This window comes from Lentilactobacillus kefiri (genome assembly GCF_009739535.1).
Classification (GTDB): Bacteria; Bacillota; Bacilli; order Lactobacillales; family Lactobacillaceae; genus Lentilactobacillus; species Lentilactobacillus kefiri.
Genome location: NZ_CP029971.1, coordinates 2357209 through 2376616 on the forward strand (window position 1 = coordinate 2357209; position 19408 = coordinate 2376616).

Sequence of the window (19408 nt, forward strand, 5' to 3'; positions counted from 1 at the left end):
GTTTGTTGGAACCCCCTATTCTTTTACTTCAATTGATCAATGAAACGATCAAAGGCTTTTTGACCTTCTTCATTCCATTTGTAAACGCCGGCATCTTCCAAAACTCTGCTGAAGACTTTGCCGACTTCTTTGTCGACTAACTCTTCCACATTATCTTTGGTGAATTTGTCGCGTTTCATCAACTCATCTGCCCACGGTTTATGATAATCAGCAATGTGATTATCTTCTCCGAGAACATACTTTTCAACTTCCTTCATTTCAGTCTTTAAACGAGCTGGTAAAATTGCCCGTCCCATGACTTCAATGAGGCCGATGTTTTCTTTCTTAATATGTTGAACATCCTTGTGTGGGTGAAAAATCCCGTCAGGATATTTATCCGAAGTTTGGTTATCACGTAAAACGATGTCCATTTCAAATCGGTCACCGTTCATTCTGGCAATTGGGGTAACCGTGTGATGACGAGTGCCATCCGTATATGCACGAATATCAACCGATTCATCTGAGTAGCCCTTCCAGGTTTCGGCAATCTTGGTAGCGGCATTAACAACCTTATTGGCATCCTTACTGAGCAAACGGATTGTTGCCATTGGCCATTTAACAATGCCGGCTTCCAAACCGTCAATTTCCAGATCAACCTTGCGATCAATTCCAGCTTTCATCATTGGGAACGTATGACGGCCACCTTGGTAATGATCTTGAGCTAAAAGTGAACCACCAACAATTGGCAAATCAGCATTACTACCCACAAAATAATGTGGGAACTGTTTGAGAATGTCAGTCAAATTAACGAATGTTCTTTGGTCAATTGACATTGGAACGTGCTTTTGATTCAGGAAAATCGCATGTTCACCGAAATATGCATAAGGTGAATACTGGAATCCCCATGGCTCGCCATTGATCATCATTCGAATGACCCGGTGATTACTTCGTGCAGGATAGCCCAGACGGCCAAGATAGCCTTCATTTTCAATGGCTAATGGTCCGACAGGATAACTGGTCGACTTTGCTCGACCAGCGGCTGCAATCGCCTTAGGATCCTTCTCAGGCTTTGACAGGTTAATGGTGATCTCAAGATTTCCATACTCGGTTTTTGTCTCGTAGGAAATGTTTTTAGCAATTGCCCGGGTCTTAATATAATCATTATCCTGACTCATCTTGTAGAAGTAGTTTGTTGCTTCATCAGGAGATTCTTGGTACTTGTTCCAAAAGATTTGGTTCAAAGTTGATGGAATTGGTGTAATGAGATCCATTAACTGATCTTCAAGGATTTCACGGTTGGTAATTGAATCTTCAATCTTACCGTGCTTAATCCCCAACTCCACCAAGTCGTTTGCCAAATCTACTGCGGATGTGTCTTCAGTTGGATCACCGAAACCATCACCGATCAGTCTAAAAATAAGGTTGGTAACGTAAATCCGGTCAACATCTGAATATGGTGAATCTGATTTAATAATTAAATCGACAAATTTTTCAACTGCTGATTGGCTCATTATTACTTGTTTCCTTTCTGATCGTCATAGCCCTTTGGATGCTTTTCTTTCCAGTTCCATGCGGTCTTAATGATTTCATGAACATCGTCAAATTGTGGCTTCCAGCCAAGAACCTTACGGGCTTTGTCACTTGCGGCAATCAATGTGCTTGGATCACCGGCACGACGTGGTCCCATTTTGGCAGGAATTGGCTTACCGGTTACATCACGAGCGGCATCCAACATTTGCTTGTTGGAGAATCCGGTTGATGAACCCAGGTTAAATGCGTCACTGTCATGGCCAGCCTGCAAGTACTTCAATGCCAGAATGTGAGCGTCTGCCAAGTCCATGACATGAACATAATCACGAACATTGGTGCCATCTGGTGTGTCGTAATCATCACCAAAAATGGTTAACTCGTCACGCTCGCCTGCGGCAACTTGTAAAATAATTGGAACCAAGTGGGTTTCAGGATGGTGATCTTCACCAATTGAGCCATCAGGCTTGGCGCCGGCAACGTTGAAGTAACGGAGTGCAACGAACTTGATGCCATATGCAACATCACTCCAGTGCATAATCTTTTCCATTGCCAACTTACTTTCACCGTATGGGTTCGTTGGAACTTGTGGATCAGTTTCTTTGATTGGAATCTGCTTTGGTTCACCGTAAGTAGCGGCAGTAGAAGAGAAGACAATCTTCTTAACATTATGAGCATTCATGACTTCAAGCAAGCTGATCATACCGCCAGTATTATTGTCAAAGTATTTCAATGGTTTCTTCATTGACTCTGGAACGACTGAGAATGCTGCAAAGTGAATGACACCTTCAATATCCTCTTTGTCAAAGACGTCGTTCAAGAATTTCTTGTCACGGACGTCACCTTCGTAAAAACGAGCTTTGGGATTGATGGCTGCCTTGTGTCCAGTAACCAAATTATCAACAACTGCAACGTCATAACCATTTGCGATTAGCCGATCAACAGTATGTGATCCAATATAACCTGCTCCACCTAGTACTAAAATTGCCATTTAAATATCCTCCTTCTAATCAATCAATTACTTAATCTCTTTAGGACCATCTGAAATTTCTGCAATGTAGAATTCTGCTGGATGACCAATTTCTTTTTCATAGACTTTGCCAACGTTTTCCTTAAAGGCATCAACCTTGTCACGGTCAACAATGGCAATGGCACAGCCACCAAATCCGGCACCGGTCATACGGGCACCGACAACTCCAGGCTGTTTCCAAGCAGTTTCTGCTAATGTATCCAACTCTTTACCGGTTACTTCAAAATCATAATGAAGTGAAACATGAGAAGCGTTGATTAACTTACCAAATGTTTCCAGGTCATTGTTAACCAATGCATCCTTTGCTTGCAATGTTCGTTGATTTTCAAAGACCGCATGACGGGCACGACGAATCAAAATGTCATCATTGATCAAATAACTATTTTCGTCGAACTCGCTTTCTGTCAAATCACCTAATGATTTGATTGGTAATTTAACTTGAAGCCGTTTCAAAGCTTCCTCACATTGTGAACGACGTTCGTTGTACTTGGAATCTTGAAGTTCACGATGCTTCTTAGTATTCATGATGACAATGACACGGTCGCCCATCTTAACGGGAACGTATTCATAATCAAGGGTATTGGTATCAAGCAGTACAGCTTGATCTTTCTTACCCATTCCGATGGCGAATTGATCCATGATTCCTGAATTAACGCCAATGTACTTGTTCTCAACCAGTTGGCCATATTTAACCAAATCAAGTTCACTGATGCCCAATGAGAAGACATCGTTGATAATTTCACCGGTTAACAACTCAATAGCTGCTGATGATGACAAGCCGGCGGCATCTGGTAAATTACCATATAAGGCAAGATCGAAACCATGGCCAATCTTATAACCATGTTCGATAATCTGAACCATCATCCCCTTTGGATAGTTGGTCCAACTGTCAGCCTTTTTATATGAAAGGTCATCGAGTGAAAGTTCAACAATGCCAGCATCCGGAACATTACCGGAGTACATGCGGATTTTATTATCCTTGCGTTCACCGTAAGCTGCGTAAATCCCCATGCTGATTGCACATGGGAAAACGTGCCCACCGTTAAAGTCAGTATACTCACCGATTAAGTTAATTCGACCAGGTGAAAAGAACATCCTGGTTGAGTCATAGCCAAATTGGTCGTTAAATTCTTTTTTTACGTCATCAGAAATCATAAGTTTCATCCCTCTACTTATATTTTTAGTAAACTTTACTAACCAAAATTTAACTCATTTTGGCAGCGTTGTCAACCTTAACTTCACAATTATCCAACTTTCAAAATCCAAATATAAATCCTTGATAGGCTTGAATATCAAGCATTTCAACATTTGCTTTGTGAATTCCAATCAGATTTTTTGAAAACGCTTTATTTTTTTGCAAACAAACCGGTTTATGTCTGAGTAAACTTCAGTAAACATTTATGAAAAAGTATCATTCTTCAATTTTCATCTTTGGATATCCAAATAGGACCGAAACAAGCATCTTGTTTCGGTCCTATTATTTTGTTGAATAATATTTCTCTAAATCAGAAACAAACGGCTTTCATGATTCTTAGAAAATTGCCTCCTCTTTTGAAGACTACTTTGGTCGACTGGCATCCAAAACATACATGAGTGCTTTTGACAATCCAGCCGGCTTTTTATTTCGTGGTTGATTAACAACCAAAATGATTTGCAAAACTGCAAACACCAACCCGCTTCGCCTGTAATAAGCGATGTACTTGGATTCCCATTTATCAACGTACTTCTCTTTATAGGAGCGCAAGCCTTCAAAACTATAGAGCTTGTAACCATACTGATAAATGAGATGAACAATTCTCTCCTGAGTAAAGCTGAATCTGGAGGTTCCCACATTTGAAAATGGCGACATTCCCAGATCAAAATACTTGTAGCCTTTCTCATGAGAAGTTTCGTATAGATTAATTAAGATACCATCCATGATTCCAGATGGCGCGTCAGCCGATGAACGCATCAAATCAATGGAAGTCGTGACCTTATTACCATCCGGCATGAGATTGGCAAAAGCCACAATTTTACCGGTATTATCTTTCATGACAGCAATTGGTGCTTGCTGCAAATAATAAGTATCGAAAAAGCCAAGAGAAAATCCCTTTTCAGCTTTATTATCAAGCCATTCATCTGATATCTCTTTCAAAGTTGCCATTAAATCATCTGAGAACGGTGGCTGCAGAATTTCAAACTGATATCCCTCTCGATCAAATTTATGCATGAGGGCTCTTTCACCTCGGTGGCGTTTACCACTGAGCGTGAAGGTATCCAAATCAACCAGTCCGTCCTCACCGGTTTTAATAAAATCAAATCCGGTTTCGTGTAAACTCATGGTCAAGTCTTCGTTAATCTCATAAAAGACTAGCTTCAAATCAGATTCATCGGCTGCTTTGACAAAATCATCAATTGCAGCACTAAATTTTTCTTTATTGCCGACGGGTTCACCCATGATCAACAGCTTATCAGCGATCTTCTTATACATGAAGAAGACCTCGTCGACACCATCTTCTGAGTAAAAGTAAATCTGTTTATCACGCAAGAAAGCCAAATGACTATCTTCGTTACCACCATACTGGTTGATAATCGCCCTGACCCTGTTAGCGTCAAAACGCTGTCCAAGCCATTCTGGATGTCCAGCAGTCAGATACGCATTGATTCCCACCAAGACGATGAGCACGATAATAAGGCCAATAAAACCAGCTAACCACGCTCCGGCTGAAGGAAACAGGTAAGCTTTGTCAAAATGAAGCGGCATTCTTTTGTTTGCAGCAATTCCAATTAAGGTATAGGTCGTAAACGTCACAATGAAAATTGAACTATTAAACAACAGGATGCCCCAGGAATTTGCCATTCGTTCACGGTAAAGGACTGATTTGGACAACCAAAGGGTAATCAAGATAACAACGAAAAGTAAAACCATCCGCCAAGTGAATGCCTCGTTAAACCAGGTATTGAAGATTGAAACAATCAGTACAAAAACAGTTGGCATAAATGCACGCTTGGTCCGTGTCCAAATTCCACTGGCTAAACCGATCAATAAAAAGGCCACCACAATGTTCATAATATGGCTGACGAAGAATATCGAGTAAGGAATCAATTTGACGTAGAGCTTATTGACAATGACAACGTTCGGCACGGTCGCAAACAGCAGCATCATAATGCCGGAGAAATACATGAAGCCGGTCAAAAACACTTGAGCAATCCGTTGGATCAGCAACCTTGGTAAATCGTCAAGAAAGGTATTCAGCTTAGTTCCGGTATCATGAACAAACAACCCGGTTCCAACAAGAAATGGCAATAAATAGTAGAACAGACGATATAAAAGGATCCATACCAAAGCATCACTCCGGGCAACGCCAATAAAGCCCAGGCCAATGATCACGAAGATATCAAAAGAACCCAATCCACCGGGGATCATTGAAACAACTCCGGCAACGTTGGCAACAACAAAAATTGGGACAACTAATCGTAGGTCAACGGGTAAGTCCATTAAGTGACCAATGAGAACAAAGAAGCCCAATGCACTTCCCCACTCCAGAAATGACCCTGCCGTCATAATCAACTCTTGCTTGGTGGAAAGATCACTGAAGAATTCGGAATTTGTCATTTTGGTAAACAGCATGACGCCAGGAAAATATATTGCACCCCCAGTAAGCCAGATCCAATAGTGGGCAAAAGTTGAGCCAATTCCAAAGCCAAAAATCATAATAAGCGATACCAGACAAAGCAAAGAAAGTCCTGATATCAAAAATAATGCCACTTTAGAGATTGCGTAAACAATCTCTTTTCGGCTGGCACCCTTGCCATAAAAGTGGGCTCGGAGACTCGCTCCGAGTAAACCACCAAACCCTAGAAGATTCGTAAAGGTGTTAACAACCCAACCGCTTCGAACTATGTACGTCGGTGAAAATTTTGTTGGTAAAAATTGGACGATTGAATAATCGTAAACCAGCATTGGCAGAATGGAGATGAAGCCCACTACCAGCATGATCAACAGTGCACCCTTGCTTTGGCTGGCCAAGACCGTCTGAAATTGGTTCCCATTTACTTCCCGAATAATTTTTGCAAGTTGTCGAACGACAAAGATTAATACTGAGAACACAAATAGCAGCTTAATCAGTGTCATTCGCTTATCTATGAAATTTAATATCTTTTTCAACATAGATTCACCATCATTTCATTTGGAATAATCACTCTTGGTCCATTATGACAATTAATTCTTTACCATACAACTAAGGTGCACAAAAAAACTGTGTACCGACAATGTCGATACACAGTTTTTGAAATTATTACCAGTAGTTAAATGACTACTTAAGGGTAACAGTTCCACCAACGGCTTCAAGTTGTTCCTTGATCTTGTTGGCTTCGTCTTCTGAAGCGCCTTCCTTGATGATTGATGGAACCTTATCAACAAGTCCTTTAGCGTCTTTCAAACCAAGACCGGTGATGTCACGGATAGCCTTGATGGCTTTAACCTTTTGGTCACCAGATTCAGTTAATTCAACATCGTATGAGTCTTTGGTAGCACCGTCGCCACCAGCAGCACCTGCAGCAGCAACTGGAGCTGATGCAGAAACACCGAATTCGTCTTCAATTGACTTAACCAAGTCGTTAAGGTCAGAAATTGAAGCATCTTTTAATTGGTCAATAATATTATCTTTATCAAAAGCCATTTTATTTTCCTCCATTAATTGGAATTTATTTAGTTCTGATTAGGCAGCGTCGCCATCGTCAGATTGTTTCTTATCAGCAATAGCTTTAACACCATATGCGAAGTTACGTACAGGTGCTTGAAGAATGTTAGCAAGAGTAGATAACAATTCATCACGGCTAGGCAATGCAGCATAAGCAGTAATTTCATCAAGACTGGCAACTTCACCATCGATAACGCCACCCTTAAGTTTAAGTTGGTCGTTAGTCTTTGCAAAGTTGTGGACAATCTTAGGTCCAGCAACAGGATCTTCAGATGAGAATACAACAGCAGTAGGACCTGCAAATGTTGGCTTCAAATCTTCAAAGCCGGCATTAACAGCGGCACGATCCATTACCTTGTTCTTAACAACTTCCATCTTTACGCCTTCGTCACGTAACTGCTTACGCAAGTCAGTAACTTCAGCAACAGTTAAACCACGATAGTTAACAATAACGATAGAAGAAGCTTTCTTTAATTCTTCAGTAACAGCTTCAACCTTTTTTGCTTTAACAGCAACAGCATTTTCACTCACGAATTTCACCTCCCAAAATATTTGTTGGGATTTAATAAAAAATCCCTATGCCCACCCAGACATAGGAAAAAAGTAGAATTACTTTCCTCGGCAGGATATTAAGGCATGGAAGCCACCTGAGTCTTAGGCGAATATATCAGCAACTAACAGTCTATCACACTAGGTCATAAACCGTCAATTAGGGATTTTTTATTTAAATCGAAACTAATTAAGCTTCATCACTTGCAAATGAGCCAAGATCAACTTTGACGCCAGGGCCAAATGTAGTTGAAATTGAAACGTTGGTTACGTAAATACCACGAACAGAAGCTGGACGTGCCTTTACGATAACATCCTCAATTGTCTTTAAGTTACCAACAAGTTTGTCGGTATCAAATGAAACTTTACCAACTGGGACAGCAACGTTACCATCACGGTCAGTCCGGTAAGTAACCTTACCAGCCTTAGATTCTTTAACGGCTTTGGCAACATCCATAGTAACAGTTCCAGTCTTAGGGTTTGGCATCAAACCTTTAGGTCCAAGAACACGACCTAAACGTCCAACTTGAGCCATCATGTCAGGTGTTGCAATTGCAACATCGAAATCAAGCCAGCCGCCTTGAATCTTTTGAACCAAGTCAGCGTCACCGACAAAGTCAGCACCAGCATCTTTAGCTGCTTTGGCATTGTCACCTTTTGCAAATACAACAACAGTTTGATCTTTACCAGTTCCGTTTGGTAAAACAACGGCACCACGTAATTGTTGATCAGCCTGCTTAGTATCAACATTTAATTTGAATACAATTTCGACAGTTGAGTCGAACTTTGCAAAATCAATATCTTTAATCAATTGAACAGCATCTTTGATTGGGTATGCTTTTTCAGCATCTATCTTTGCGACAGCTGCCTTGTAATTTTTACCTCTATGAGCCATGTGTGTTTTCCTCCTTGCTTTGTGGTTATAACGGATTAACCTCCCACGCGATGTGAAACAGTGCATCATCGTAGAAAGTACTTATATAGCGGGTTAAACTATCCTTCGACAGTGAAGCCCATGCTACGTGCAGTACCTTCAACCATGCGCATTGCTGCTTCAACATCAGCTGCGTTTAGGTCTTTCATTTTAGTTTCGGCAATCTTCTTAACTTGGTCTTTTGTAACAGTTGCAACCTTGTTAGTATTTGGTTCGCCGGAACCCTTTTGAACACCAGCAGCTTTCTTGAGTAAAACAGCAGCAGGTGGAGTCTTGGTAATGAAGTCGAATGAACGATCTTCATACACAGTGATAACAACAGGAATAATCATCCCTGCCTGATCGGCAGTACGTGCATTAAATTCCTTAGTGAATCCCATGATGTTGATACCTGCTTGACCTAATGCAGGACCAACTGGAGGGGCAGGTGTTGCTTTGCCCGCTGGAATTTGCAATTTAACGATATTAGCTACTTTTTTAGCCACGAGACATAACCTCCTTAAGTCCGTGTGTGGTAAGTGGAGATCAAAATTTCTCCTCCCACGTTCGTATGCTTAAACATACCATACTAATATAACATAAACATTTTCATTGAACAACCTAAATTAAAGATTCCAAATAAATTTTGCAATACTTGCGTCCACGATTGCATTCTCATGGAGCAGCCGGTGACTGGCCCGCTTTCCGCGGATAACCAGTTCATGGTATTGTGCGACTGGTTCCCGCAAAAGATATCTCAGTGAAAAGGCACTATTGACCGAAACTTCCCCATCGTCCTGCTGAAGGTTACTGATCCTTCCAGCAATGTTCAAGACTTTAATATCCTTGGGAATTTCAAATATCCGTTTGGCCAATGCTCGATAAATTGGCATTCTTTTGACTGGCCCTTTGGGACTCAATGGATAAGCATCCACTTCATTGGTACTCCGGGCAATTTCGGAATCGTTAAACGGTCCCGCAATTGCCACGACATGCTTAACCGCTACAAGACCTGATTGGCTTTGATGGGTTAGAAACCAGAAAATGGTAATACAACCCATGGAGTAGCCGACCAGATTGACTTTTCGAATTCCATAACGAGTCTGGAGCAGGTCAAGAATCTGCGATAACCAGACAGCCTGTTCCTGGGGTCTCGAAGCCTTTTTGGCAAAGAGTATTTGAATCAAAGCCTTCGATTTGCTCAGCGTCCCCGAGACATGGATATTTCCATGTCGGTCCACCTTGACCACCATTGACTTGTGAGCGCCATATCGTTTGGTCATTCGATTTAACAATCTGCCAAACGAAAACCGGTTGCCAAAGTACCCGGGAATAAACAGCGTCGGAACGCCTTCCAACATATTGGCTGGATCTTCATCATCCTTAACCGGGTTTGGCCTGCCAAGGGCAGTTATTTTGCTAACAGCCAATATGATTGAAGCCAACAATACCAGTCCAACGGCCAACCATACCATCGTGACCACCTACTTTAATTAAAGGTTTGTATCAATCTGATTAAAGTCAAGGTCGGTACTTGTTTCACGACCAAACATTTCAATATTAACCTTCAGTCGTTGCTTTTCGTTATCAACTTCGTTTACTTTACCATCAAGTCCGGTAAATGCACCGTCAACGATTTTAACTGTATCACCGATGCTGACATCCAAGTCTTCGTGACGTGAACTCATACCGATACGTTTCAACACTAGATCAACTTCGTCTGGAAGCAGTGGTGTTGGCTTACTTCCTTGACCATGAGAACCAACGAATCCAGTTACTCCTGGGGTGTTTCGGACGATATACCAAGCCTGGTCAGTCATGATCATTTCAACCAAAACATATCCGGGAAATTCCTTTTCCATTTTGACTTTGTCTTTACCATTTTTAACTTCGTGTTCCTCTTGTTCCGGAACGACTGTTCTAAAAATGTAATCCTGCATGCCCATTGATTCTTTTCGGCTATCAAGGTTCATCTTAACCTTGTTTTCATATCCGGAATAAGTATGCAATACGTACCATTGTTTTTCTGCTGACTCGACCATGTTTTCTGCTCCTTCGTAAATTCATCTTAAATGAGTTCAAATAAAAAAACCTGACACTTTTCGCAGGTTTCAACTTAACTATATCAAATTTTTGCTCAAATGGCTATGCAAGAAATTGCAATGCCCATTGAACGATCCAGTCAACAAGGCCCAAAAAGATAGCCATGATGATTGAAGTACCAATAACAGTACTGGTATCGGTGCGAGTCTGATTAACATCAGGCCAGGTAACCATTTTCATTTCTTGAGCAACTTTTTTGAAAAAATTGATTAATCGCAAAATTTTATCCCCTTACGTTTAAGATTAACGAGTTTCTTTATGCAAAGTATACTTTCCGCAATACTTGCAAAACTTATTTAACTCCAAGCGCTTTGTCCGATTGGGATTTTCAGGAATCGTATAGTTCCGGGATCCACAAACTGAACAAGCTAGAGCGACTTTTCTTTGTGCCATGGTGGCACCTCCTTACAAGCGTAGTAATAATATCATTCAAAAACAATTCAGTCAATTATGCCACCATCAAATTTACGACGGCAACACTCGAATGCATTCGCGAGTGCGCGCTGGGTTTTAGGATCAAGATCACTAAAATCATGTTCTGTGAGCATTAAACGGAACGCTTCTTTTTCCAAAGCCGAACAACACTTGGACAACTCTTTGAAAGCCTCATCCACAATTGCTGCAATCAGTGGGCTGCTTGCGGATTTATCAGCGACCGTTGCCGCATACAGCGTTTCATTTGCCTCAATCGACGTTAACGGCTCACTGGGAACCCGCTTCTTGGCGTTGGTCGTTCGAATCATGTCATAGAACCGATTTCTCAAACTCAATCTGTAAAAAGTTCCAAAGCCGGCGTTACGCGACGGATCAAATCGACAGGCTGTCCGATATAAGACCAACCTGGCTTCTTGGTCAAGGTCCTCTCTATCGTACCCACGTAAATAATACTCTCTTCGGCACTTCCCGACAATTGGATAGTACTTTTGAAAAAGTTCCGTAAGAGCTTCCCCATCTTTTTGAGCGGTCCGTACAATTAATTCAGATAATTTCTTTGAGTCCATTTTTGTCTTCCCTTCGTTATGGTTATAATCAATTTTTCGAATACAAAAAAGATTAACGAAGAAGAACGTTATCGACAAGACGAACCGCTGTTCACTATCCTGAAATGATACCTATACCAATTTCAAAATATCAGAATAATGATATTTTTATTGATCATCATGCATCATTTTATCTCTGAGCTTTTCCAATTCAAGCAACTGTTTGGCATCAAAAGGTGTATGTCTGAAGACTTCGCCTTTATCAGTCATCTTTCGAGCTTCGGTATCCACTTCCTGCTTAGCGCGTTTAACATCCCGGAGAAGTTCTCGTGCCGGGATTCTTAATGCGCCGGCAGCAAAAATCGTCCACTGCTCAGCCTGGTCACTGGTGGCAACGATCACTTGGGTAAATCGATTTTGCTTTCGATGGGCCAAGGCTTCAATATAGCTGTCGGCAGTTTGATCCTTGCTTGTCCAGACGATTTCCATGTCAAACTTGCGAAAGCTCTTAGAATTTCCCGGAACATACATGGCATCAAAAACCACAATCATATTGATGTCCCGATACTTTTTATACTCCGACAATTCGGCCAAAAGCTCATCTCTTGCGTCTTCCAACCGATTTGCCTGCTTAAGTTTGTTCAAATGAGGCCAGTTGCCAATCATGTTGTAAGCATCAACTATTAAAAGGTCTTCTTTCATTATTCATCACCGGCTTCAATTATTTTTATAGTGGATGACGGGAATTAAAGCCTTGATAAATCAGGATACTTGCCGCAACGCTGGCATTCAAGCTTTGAATGTCACCAATCATCGGAATCGTCAGCATTTCATCGACCTGCTTTTTAAGCAATGGCGAAATGCCCTTTCCCTCATTACCAATAATGACGGCTACTGAACCTTTGGCATCCCAACGACGATAATCAGTTCCAGAGATGTCGGTTCCAAAGACCCACATGCCACGTTGTTTCAACTCTTTGATGGTTGCTGAAAGATTGGTAACCCGGGCAACCGGCACTCTTTCAATGGCTCCGGCGGATGTCTTGGAAACCGTTGCAGTCAAACCAACTGCTCGATGCTTGGGAATGATAATACCGGAAACCCCGGCAGCATCAGCCGTCCGAATAATTGATCCAAGATTATGAGGATCTTCAATATTATCAAGAATCACAAAGAATGGTTCAGCTTCCTGCTTCTTGGCATTAGCAAATAGTTCAGCGATTGTTGCATATTTGAATGCCGCAATTGATAAGACAACGCCCTGATGGTTCTGATTGTTGGATAATTTATCCAGCTTTTGCTTGGGAACTTTTGAAATTACCAAGCGCTTTTTGTGAGCCAACTTCATAATTTCAGAGATGATATTATCATCATCTTTAATTCCCGATTGAATAAACAGCTTGTTGACCGGATTGTCGCTCTTCAATGCTGCAACAACGGGGTGTCGGCCGATCACAAATTCTTCACTGTGATCCTCATTATCATTTTGATGTTCCTGATTCCGCTTATCATTCTTCATGTTTAAGGTTCCCACTTTCTACCTGCTTAATGCACCAGTCTGCAATTTCTTTCATTCGATCATTTTGGTCACTCAAAGACAGGTAACCAAATACTGCTTCAAAGCCGGTTGAAATGCGGTAAGTAATCACATCGGTGTTCTTGGCATGGGTGTGACTGTTCGCGTTTCGACCGCGTTTAAAATAGTCCCATTCGGTTTCATTAAGCAGGCCATCAGTTTCCATTAAATCAATCAAGGCCGCTTGGGCTTTTGCAGAAACATAGTTGGTTGCAACGTGCTGCAGACGTTTTGGCTTTGTTAGACCCTGGGCGATCAAATGTCTACGGATAAAGACTTCGTAAGCTGCATCCCCCATATATGCCAAGGCGATTCCGTTTAACTGGGCAAAATTATCAATCATTAAACTTGTTATTCCTTTCTAAACCGGGTGCCTTGTGGGGTATCTTCCAATACAATGCCACGGGCTTTTAATTCTTCCCGGATCTCATCACTTCGGATGAAATCTTTGTCATGACGGGCTTGTTCACGTTCATGAATCAAGGCCCAAATTTCATCATCTTTTAATTCAGTCTGTTCCAGCTTGATACCAAAGACCCCTGACAGTTCGCGCAGGGTATTAATAATGAACTGAAGGCTGAGTTTGAATACTGTTTCTCTTTCGCTGTAAGTATTGGCAAATTTCGCCAACTCATAAACGGCAGCAATCCCATTTTGAACGTTGAAATCATCGTCCATGGCATCGGTAAAGTCGGCAACAATCTGGCGAACTTCCTGGTCAGTCTTAGGATCATCACCTTCATCAGCATTGTGAAGACGGTAAGTCAGATTATTAAATGCAGTCTGAATTTTTTTCAGATTACTGCTGGCTTCTTGAACGCTGGCATCACTGTATTGAATCGGCCGACGGTAATGAGTTGTCGACATCAACAGGCGAATAACCTGACCGTCCAGGTTCTTTAACAAATCATGAACCGTAATAAAGTTGCCAAGGGACTTGCTCATCTTTTCGTTGTCATCACCAATTGTAACGAAACCATTGTGCATCCAGTAGTTAACAAAGGTTTGACCAGTGTTGGCTTCACTTTGAGCACGTTCGTTTTCATGGTGTGGGAAAATTAAATCTTCACCGCCACCATGGATATCAATGGTTTTACCCAGGTACTTGGTGGACATGACGGAGCACTCAATGTGCCAGCCGGGACGACCCTTTCCCCATGGAGAATCCCATGAAATCTCATCACCCTTGGATTTCTTCCAGAGTGCAAAATCAATTGGATCTTCCTTTTTGGCCATCTCTTCGGAACTAACATGCTGACTGGCCCCAATTTCAAGTTGGTCAACATTGATATGTGGCAAAGCACCATAGCTCGGAAATTTTCGTGCCCGGAAATAAACGTCACCGTCAACATTGTAGGCATATCCCTTATCAACGAGTTTCTTTACAAAATCAATGATTTCAGGAATATTTTGGGTTGCCCGTGGATGAATCACATCACTGGAAATATTCAAGGCAGCAGTATCCTGCATAAATGCCTTAATATATTTATCCGCAATCGCTTCCACAGTTGTGTGATTTTCACGAGCCGCGTTAATCATCTTGTCATCAACATCAGTAAAATTCGAAACGTACTTCACCTTATACCCTCGATACTCCAAGTATCTGCGGACAGTATCAAAGGCGATCGCGCTTCTGGCATTTCCGATGTGAATGTAATTGTACACAGTTGGGCCACAGACATACATTTTTACGACACCTGGGGTGATCGGTTCAAATTTTTCTTTTTTTCGTGTGAGGGTATTAAATATCTGCAACATTTCGAATTCCTCTCTTTTATCTTTATATACTCAAATAATATCATAATTCGTACTTTTTTATTACGATAACTATAATCCATAATAAAAGGTCTCGCTGTAAATGCAACGAGACCAATCGAATCAATAATATTTTTTATAAATTAAGCTTTATCAATTTGGGCTAAAGTTTCTTTAATATGCTCAATTGCTTTTTGCTTACCAACAAGTTCAACGGACTCTGGTAATTCAGGACCGTGCATCTCATGGGTAACGGCAATTCTGATTGGCATCCATAATTGACGTCCCTTAATCTTGGTATCCTTTTGGATAGCCTTGATTGTCTTGAAGATCTCAACGGAATCAAAAATATCAAGTTTTTGAATTCTGGCAAGAAATTCTTTCAAAACGACGGGTGCAGTGTCATTGGAAATTTCTGCCAACGCATCACCATCAATTTGATCAGGTTCTTCGAAGAACACGGAAGCCATATCATTGATTTGAGCCATGTAGCTCATTTCACGCTTGTAAAGCATGATCAGCTGACGAGCCCACTCAATTGTCTTATTGTCTGGATTTTCAGGAATGTTGCCCCCTGCAATCAGTTGACGCAAAGCCAAATCAACGATGGTGCTGTCATCGGCCTTTTTAACGTACTGGTTGTTAATCCATTCCAACTTTTTAGAATCAAACTTGGCAGGAGATTTACTCAAACGAGTTTCATCGTACATCTTGATGAATTCTTTTTTATTAAAGATTTCATCTTCACCAACTGGTGACCAGCCCAACAACAAGATGAAGTTGAACATAGCATCGGGAAGGTAACCCAATTTACGATACTGTTCGATAAACTGAAGAACTGATTCGTCACGTTTACTTAACTTCTTACCGGTATCGGCACTGATAATCAGACTCATGTGGCCAAATTTTGGTGCTTTCCAGCCAAATGCTTCATAGATCATCAATTGCTTTGGGGTGTTGGCAACATGGTCGTCACCACGGAAGACATGACTGATTTTCATCAAATGGTCGTCACAAACAACGGCAAAGTTATAAGTTGGCATGCCATCACGTTTACGAATGACAAAGTCACCGCCAATGGTATCAGAGTTAAATGAAACCTTGCCCTTAACGATATCATCCCATGTGTAATCATGATTCTTGGGAACGCGGAAACGAATAACTGGTTTTAAGCCCTTGGCTTTTGCATCGGCAATTGCTTGAGCCTTTTCGTCTTCGGTCATTCCGGCGTACTCATATTCATAATGAGGCATTTCACCGCGTGCCTTTTGAGCATCACGATCGGCAGTTAACTGCTCCTCGGTCCGGTATGATTCATATGCTTTCCCCTCATCCATCAACTGCTGAATAAGTGGTGTATAAATATCTTTTCGTTCAGATTGACGATATGGACCATAATCACCGCCAACATCGGGACCTTCATCCCAGTCAAGACCGAGCCATTTCAAATTGTCAAGCTGACTCTTTTCACCGTCAGCAACGTTTCTCTTGGTATCGGTATCCTCGATCCGGATAATGAACTTACCCTTGTTATGACGGGCAAATAAATAGTTGAAAATGGCTGTACGTGCATTTCCGATATGCAGGTGACCTGTAGGACTTGGAGCATAACGAACTCGAATTGCATTGTTTGCCAATGTATAACGCCTCTTTCTAAAATTAATCAAAATTTTGTCAATATTTTAAGTGTACAATGAACGCTGCTAAAAATAAAGGGAGCAAAGCTACTTCTTGCTATTGGAGCTGTTTTTTCCGTTGCCATTATTCTTCCCCGAATCATTTTTATCGGTAATATTCTTGGTGGAATGCTCAGGACGGGCAAAAACCATCTTTCCGGCATCGGTTTGGATCGCGCTGGTAACAACCACATCAATGTGATCATTTAAGAAGTAACGACCGTCTTCAACAACAACCATTGTGCCGTCATCAAGGTAGGCAACACCCTGCTGCCGTTCAGTTCCGTTTTTGACAACCATGACGTTCAATTTCTGGCCGGGTAAAATCTTCTGACGAAGTGAATTGGCCAGAGCATTAATATTGAACACCTTAACGTTTTGGAACTGAATGACCTTGTTCAAGTTGAAATCATTGGTGATGATAACACCATCAACATCTTTGGCAAGTTGGATCAACTTACTATCAACTTCTGGAATGTCTTCATAATCCTTTTCGTAAATCTCAATTGGAATTAATTTTTCATTTTGAAGTTTGTTCAAAATATCCAAGCCACGACGGCCACGAACCCGTTTGACACTGTCACTGGAGTCGGCAATGTACTGAAGTTCATACAACACAAACTTTGGTACTAACAATGTCCCTTCAATAAACCCGGTTTTAACAACGTCGTAAATCCGACCGTCAATTAAAATATTGGTATCAAGAATTTTATAGTGGTGATAATTCTTATCAACGGGCTTATCAATAATCTTTTCATCTTTTTCTTTGGCATTCTCCGACTTTCGTCGAGATTGAAACATCTTTCGCCAACGATCGCTTTGAGTGTTTCCAATTCTGAATCCAAAATATCCCAATACCAACATCAAAATCGTTGGGATCATTGTATTCAAGAAGAATGTCTGAGTTCTAAAGAACACAATCGAGATCAAAATAGCAACCACTAAACCGACAATAAGTCCCAATGTTCCAAAGAACAACGATAACGGACTCTGCTTGGTTAAACGGGCTTCCATTCGATCAACGACTTTTAAGATATAGTTCCCTGTCAGCAACGAAATAAAATAAAAAATAATTGCACCCACAACTGCGTTTGTAGCAGTGTTGTTGAACAAGGTTCCATACCGGACCTGGAATAACAGCCAAATCAAAGGAAAATAACTGGCACCAATTGCAGCACCGGCTAACGTAAACACAATTCTAACAATTCTTTTTCTCTTCAACAATTTCGCCTTCTCTCATTTTTAGTTTATCCCAGTGCAAGCTTTAATGCTTGTGAAAGGGTTGAAACTCCCACCACATCGATACCTTTTGGTGGGTTCCATCCCTGAAGATTGTTGGCTGGCACCAACACGCGTTTAAAGCCCAATTTCTGTGCCTCGGCAACCCGTTGTTCAATCCTGGTGACCCGACGAATCTCACCGGTAAGCCCAAGTTCACCGACATAACACTCAGTTGGACTGGTACCCCGGTTTTTGTATGATGAAGCAATACTAACAGCGATTGCCAGATCAATTGCCGGTTCATCAAGCTTAACGCCGCCGGCAGCCTTTAAATAAGCATCCTGGTTTTGAAGCATCAATCCGGCACGCTTTTCCAAAACTGCCATAATCAATGATACCCGATTACGGTCAAGACCAGTAGCTGTTCGTTGGGCATTCCCGAATACAGAAGCCGTCACCAAAGCCTGAATTTCAACCAAAATTGGCCGGGTTCCTTCCATTGATACCACAATGGCAGATCCAGTCGCATCTTTAAGCCGTTCTTCCAAAAAGATTTCCGAAGGGTTCTTCACTTCGCGCAAGCCATCGGTCCGCATTTCAAACACACCCAATTCATTGGTTGAACCAAATCGATTCTTAACCGTTCGCAAGATTCGGTATGAGTGATGTAAATCACCTTCAAAATACAGGACAGTGTCCACCATGTGTTCCAAAATCTTTGGTCCGGCGATCGCGCCACCCTTGGTCACATGACCGACAACAAAGACCGTAATGCCCTGACCCTTGGCAATGTTCATCAGGTCAGCGGTTACTTCTCTGATCTGGGCAACCGATCCGGTAGCCGACTGCAATTCAGGAATCTGCATGGTTTGAACAGAATCAATGACCACCGCATCCGGCTTCATATCATTGATTGTATCCTTAATCACGTCCATATCGGTTTCCGGATAAACATAGAGGTTATCACTGTTGACACCCAGTCGATCGGCCCGCATCTTAATCTGCGAGGCACTTTCCTCTCCGGATACATATAATATGGTACCAGACTTGCTAAGCTGACCTGAAACCTGCAGCATCAACGTTGATTTTCCAATTCCAGGATCGCCACCGATTAAAATCAGTGATCCGGGAACAACCCCGCCGCCAAGAACTCGGTTGAGCTCTTCCATATCAGTCTTAAAACGAACGTCTTGGTGAAATTCAACTTTATTGATTGCTTCGGGTTTGTTGTCATGAATGCCATTTCGCCGCAAACTCTTTGTTGCCATGGTACTGTTTTTCGGTGCAACGGTTTCTTCAACGAGGGTGTTCCACTCATTACAGTTCGGACAGCGTCCCAAATACCTTGGGGAAATGTAGCCGCAGTTTTGACATACAAATTGAGTTTTAACTTTTGCCAACTAAATTCTCCTTTTAC

General features: G+C 41.7%; 20 protein-coding genes and 1 other annotated feature. All 20 genes read right to left on the bottom strand.

From position 1 onward, the window contains the following. Nucleotides 1-23 precede the first annotated feature (23 nt). Entirely contained in the window at nucleotides 24-1490 is a 1467-nt protein-coding gene (locus DNL43_RS11295; protein ID WP_056982947.1) for a UDP-glucose--hexose-1-phosphate uridylyltransferase, read from the bottom strand. A gap of 2 nt (nucleotides 1491-1492) precedes the next feature. Beyond that, nucleotides 1493-2497 (bottom strand): UDP-glucose 4-epimerase GalE, encoded by a 1005-nt coding sequence (gene galE, locus DNL43_RS11300; RefSeq protein ID WP_056982945.1) that lies wholly within the window; start codon nucleotides 2495-2497, stop codon nucleotides 1493-1495. Between the two features lie 27 nt (nucleotides 2498-2524). Next, nucleotides 2525-3691 carry a galactokinase gene (locus DNL43_RS11305; RefSeq protein ID WP_179286798.1) on the bottom strand — a complete coding sequence of 389 codons (1167 nt, stop codon included), beginning with the start codon at nucleotides 3689-3691 and terminating at the stop codon, nucleotides 2525-2527. Nucleotides 3692-4094: 403 nt separating this feature from the next. Continuing rightward, on the bottom strand, nucleotides 4095-6686 hold the full coding sequence (gene mprF / locus DNL43_RS11310; RefSeq protein ID WP_225364650.1) for a bifunctional lysylphosphatidylglycerol flippase/synthetase MprF: 2592 nt from the start codon (nucleotides 6684-6686) through the stop codon (nucleotides 4095-4097). A gap of 145 nt (nucleotides 6687-6831) precedes the next feature. Beyond that, complete coding sequence (gene rplL / locus DNL43_RS11315; RefSeq protein ID WP_056982943.1) at nucleotides 6832-7197, bottom strand: 50S ribosomal protein L7/L12; 366 nt, start codon at nucleotides 7195-7197, stop codon at nucleotides 6832-6834. A gap of 39 nt (nucleotides 7198-7236) precedes the next feature. Continuing rightward, nucleotides 7237-7749, bottom strand: a complete 513-nt coding sequence (gene rplJ, locus DNL43_RS11320; protein WP_056982941.1) for a 50S ribosomal protein L10 — start codon at nucleotides 7747-7749, stop codon at nucleotides 7237-7239. A gap of 27 nt (nucleotides 7750-7776) precedes the next feature. Next, nucleotides 7777-7895: a sequence feature (ribosomal protein L10 leader region), on the bottom strand. A gap of 62 nt (nucleotides 7896-7957) precedes the next feature. Beyond that, complete coding sequence (gene rplA, locus DNL43_RS11325; RefSeq protein WP_056982939.1) at nucleotides 7958-8662, bottom strand: 50S ribosomal protein L1; 705 nt, start codon at nucleotides 8660-8662, stop codon at nucleotides 7958-7960. Nucleotides 8663-8760: 98 nt separating this feature from the next. Beyond that, nucleotides 8761-9186: a 50S ribosomal protein L11 gene (gene rplK / locus DNL43_RS11330; RefSeq protein WP_054769185.1), complete on the bottom strand. Its 426-nt coding sequence runs from the start codon at nucleotides 9184-9186 to the stop codon at nucleotides 8761-8763. A 120-nt stretch (nucleotides 9187-9306) separates the two neighbouring features. Continuing rightward, on the bottom strand, nucleotides 9307-10155 hold the full coding sequence (locus DNL43_RS11335) for an alpha/beta hydrolase (RefSeq protein ID WP_054769184.1): 849 nt from the start codon (nucleotides 10153-10155) through the stop codon (nucleotides 9307-9309). A gap of 18 nt (nucleotides 10156-10173) precedes the next feature. Beyond that, on the bottom strand, nucleotides 10174-10722 hold the full coding sequence (nusG, locus tag DNL43_RS11340; RefSeq protein WP_056982937.1) for a transcription termination/antitermination protein NusG: 549 nt from the start codon (nucleotides 10720-10722) through the stop codon (nucleotides 10174-10176). 103 nt (nucleotides 10723-10825) lie between these two features. After that, nucleotides 10826-11002, bottom strand: a complete 177-nt coding sequence (gene secE / locus DNL43_RS11345; protein ID WP_054769183.1) for a preprotein translocase subunit SecE — start codon at nucleotides 11000-11002, stop codon at nucleotides 10826-10828. A 24-nt stretch (nucleotides 11003-11026) separates the two neighbouring features. Continuing rightward, a complete protein-coding gene (gene rpmG / locus DNL43_RS11350; RefSeq protein ID WP_082619762.1) occupies nucleotides 11027-11176 on the bottom strand; it encodes a 50S ribosomal protein L33 in 150 nt (49 codons plus the stop codon). Nucleotides 11177-11223: 47 nt separating this feature from the next. Further along, nucleotides 11224-11784 carry a sigma-70 family RNA polymerase sigma factor gene (locus DNL43_RS11355; protein ID WP_054769182.1) on the bottom strand — a complete coding sequence of 187 codons (561 nt, stop codon included), beginning with the start codon at nucleotides 11782-11784 and terminating at the stop codon, nucleotides 11224-11226. 147 nt (nucleotides 11785-11931) lie between these two features. Next, a complete protein-coding gene (locus DNL43_RS11360) occupies nucleotides 11932-12465 on the bottom strand; it encodes an NYN domain-containing protein (protein ID WP_095344853.1) in 534 nt (177 codons plus the stop codon). 25 nt (nucleotides 12466-12490) lie between these two features. Next, nucleotides 12491-13282 carry a 23S rRNA (guanosine(2251)-2'-O)-methyltransferase RlmB gene (gene rlmB / locus DNL43_RS11365; RefSeq protein WP_054769180.1) on the bottom strand — a complete coding sequence of 264 codons (792 nt, stop codon included), beginning with the start codon at nucleotides 13280-13282 and terminating at the stop codon, nucleotides 12491-12493. After that, nucleotides 13272-13682, bottom strand: coding sequence for a Mini-ribonuclease 3 (locus DNL43_RS11370; protein ID WP_054769179.1), 411 nt, complete (start codon nucleotides 13680-13682; stop codon nucleotides 13272-13274). Before DNL43_RS11370 ends, rlmB begins: the two co-directional genes overlap by 11 nt. Before the next feature lie 8 nt (nucleotides 13683-13690). Continuing rightward, on the bottom strand, nucleotides 13691-15097 hold the full coding sequence (gene cysS / locus DNL43_RS11375) for a cysteine--tRNA ligase (protein WP_056982935.1): 1407 nt from the start codon (nucleotides 15095-15097) through the stop codon (nucleotides 13691-13693). A gap of 140 nt (nucleotides 15098-15237) precedes the next feature. Beyond that, nucleotides 15238-16731, bottom strand: coding sequence for a glutamate--tRNA ligase (gene gltX, locus DNL43_RS11380; protein ID WP_056982933.1), 1494 nt, complete (start codon nucleotides 16729-16731; stop codon nucleotides 15238-15240). An 87-nt stretch (nucleotides 16732-16818) separates the two neighbouring features. Further along, a complete protein-coding gene (locus tag DNL43_RS11385) occupies nucleotides 16819-17994 on the bottom strand; it encodes a PIN/TRAM domain-containing protein (protein WP_056982931.1) in 1176 nt (391 codons plus the stop codon). Nucleotides 17995-18017: 23 nt separating this feature from the next. Continuing rightward, nucleotides 18018-19391, bottom strand: a complete 1374-nt coding sequence (gene radA, locus DNL43_RS11390; protein WP_056982928.1) for a DNA repair protein RadA — start codon at nucleotides 19389-19391, stop codon at nucleotides 18018-18020. Nucleotides 19392-19408 lie beyond the last annotated feature (17 nt).

Bases quoted from the DNA above. Each gene is read 5' to 3' on its own strand.
- DNL43_RS11295 (WP_056982947.1), bottom strand. From the start codon at position 1,490: ATGAGCCAATCAGCAGTTGAAAAATTTGTCGATTTAATTATTAAATCA.
- rplL (WP_056982943.1), bottom strand. From the start codon at position 7,197: ATGGCTTTTGATAAAGATAATATTATTGACCAATTAAAAGATGCTTCA.
- cysS (WP_056982935.1), bottom strand. From the start codon at position 15,097: ATGTTGCAGATATTTAATACCCTCACACGAAAAAAAGAAAAATTTGAA.
- mprF (WP_225364650.1), bottom strand. From the start codon at position 6,686: ATGTTGAAAAAGATATTAAATTTCATAGATAAGCGAATGACACTGATT.
- rplA (WP_056982939.1), bottom strand. From the start codon at position 8,662: ATGGCTCATAGAGGTAAAAATTACAAGGCAGCTGTCGCAAAGATAGAT.
- nusG (WP_056982937.1), bottom strand. From the start codon at position 10,722: ATGGTCGAGTCAGCAGAAAAACAATGGTACGTATTGCATACTTATTCC.
- DNL43_RS11360 (WP_095344853.1), bottom strand. From the start codon at position 12,465: ATGAAAGAAGACCTTTTAATAGTTGATGCTTACAACATGATTGGCAAC.
- DNL43_RS11355 (WP_054769182.1), bottom strand. From the start codon at position 11,784: ATGGACTCAAAGAAATTATCTGAATTAATTGTACGGACCGCTCAAAAA.
- rpmG (WP_082619762.1), bottom strand. From the start codon at position 11,176: ATGGCACAAAGAAAAGTCGCTCTAGCTTGTTCAGTTTGTGGATCCCGG.
- galE (WP_056982945.1), bottom strand. From the start codon at position 2,497: ATGGCAATTTTAGTACTAGGTGGAGCAGGTTATATTGGATCACATACT.
- DNL43_RS11305 (WP_179286798.1), bottom strand. From the start codon at position 3,691: ATGATTTCTGATGACGTAAAAAAAGAATTTAACGACCAATTTGGCTAT.
- rlmB (WP_054769180.1), bottom strand. From the start codon at position 13,282: ATGAAGAATGATAAGCGGAATCAGGAACATCAAAATGATAATGAGGAT.
- DNL43_RS11335 (WP_054769184.1), bottom strand. From the start codon at position 10,155: ATGGTATGGTTGGCCGTTGGACTGGTATTGTTGGCTTCAATCATATTG.
- DNL43_RS11370 (WP_054769179.1), bottom strand. From the start codon at position 13,682: ATGATTGATAATTTTGCCCAGTTAAACGGAATCGCCTTGGCATATATG.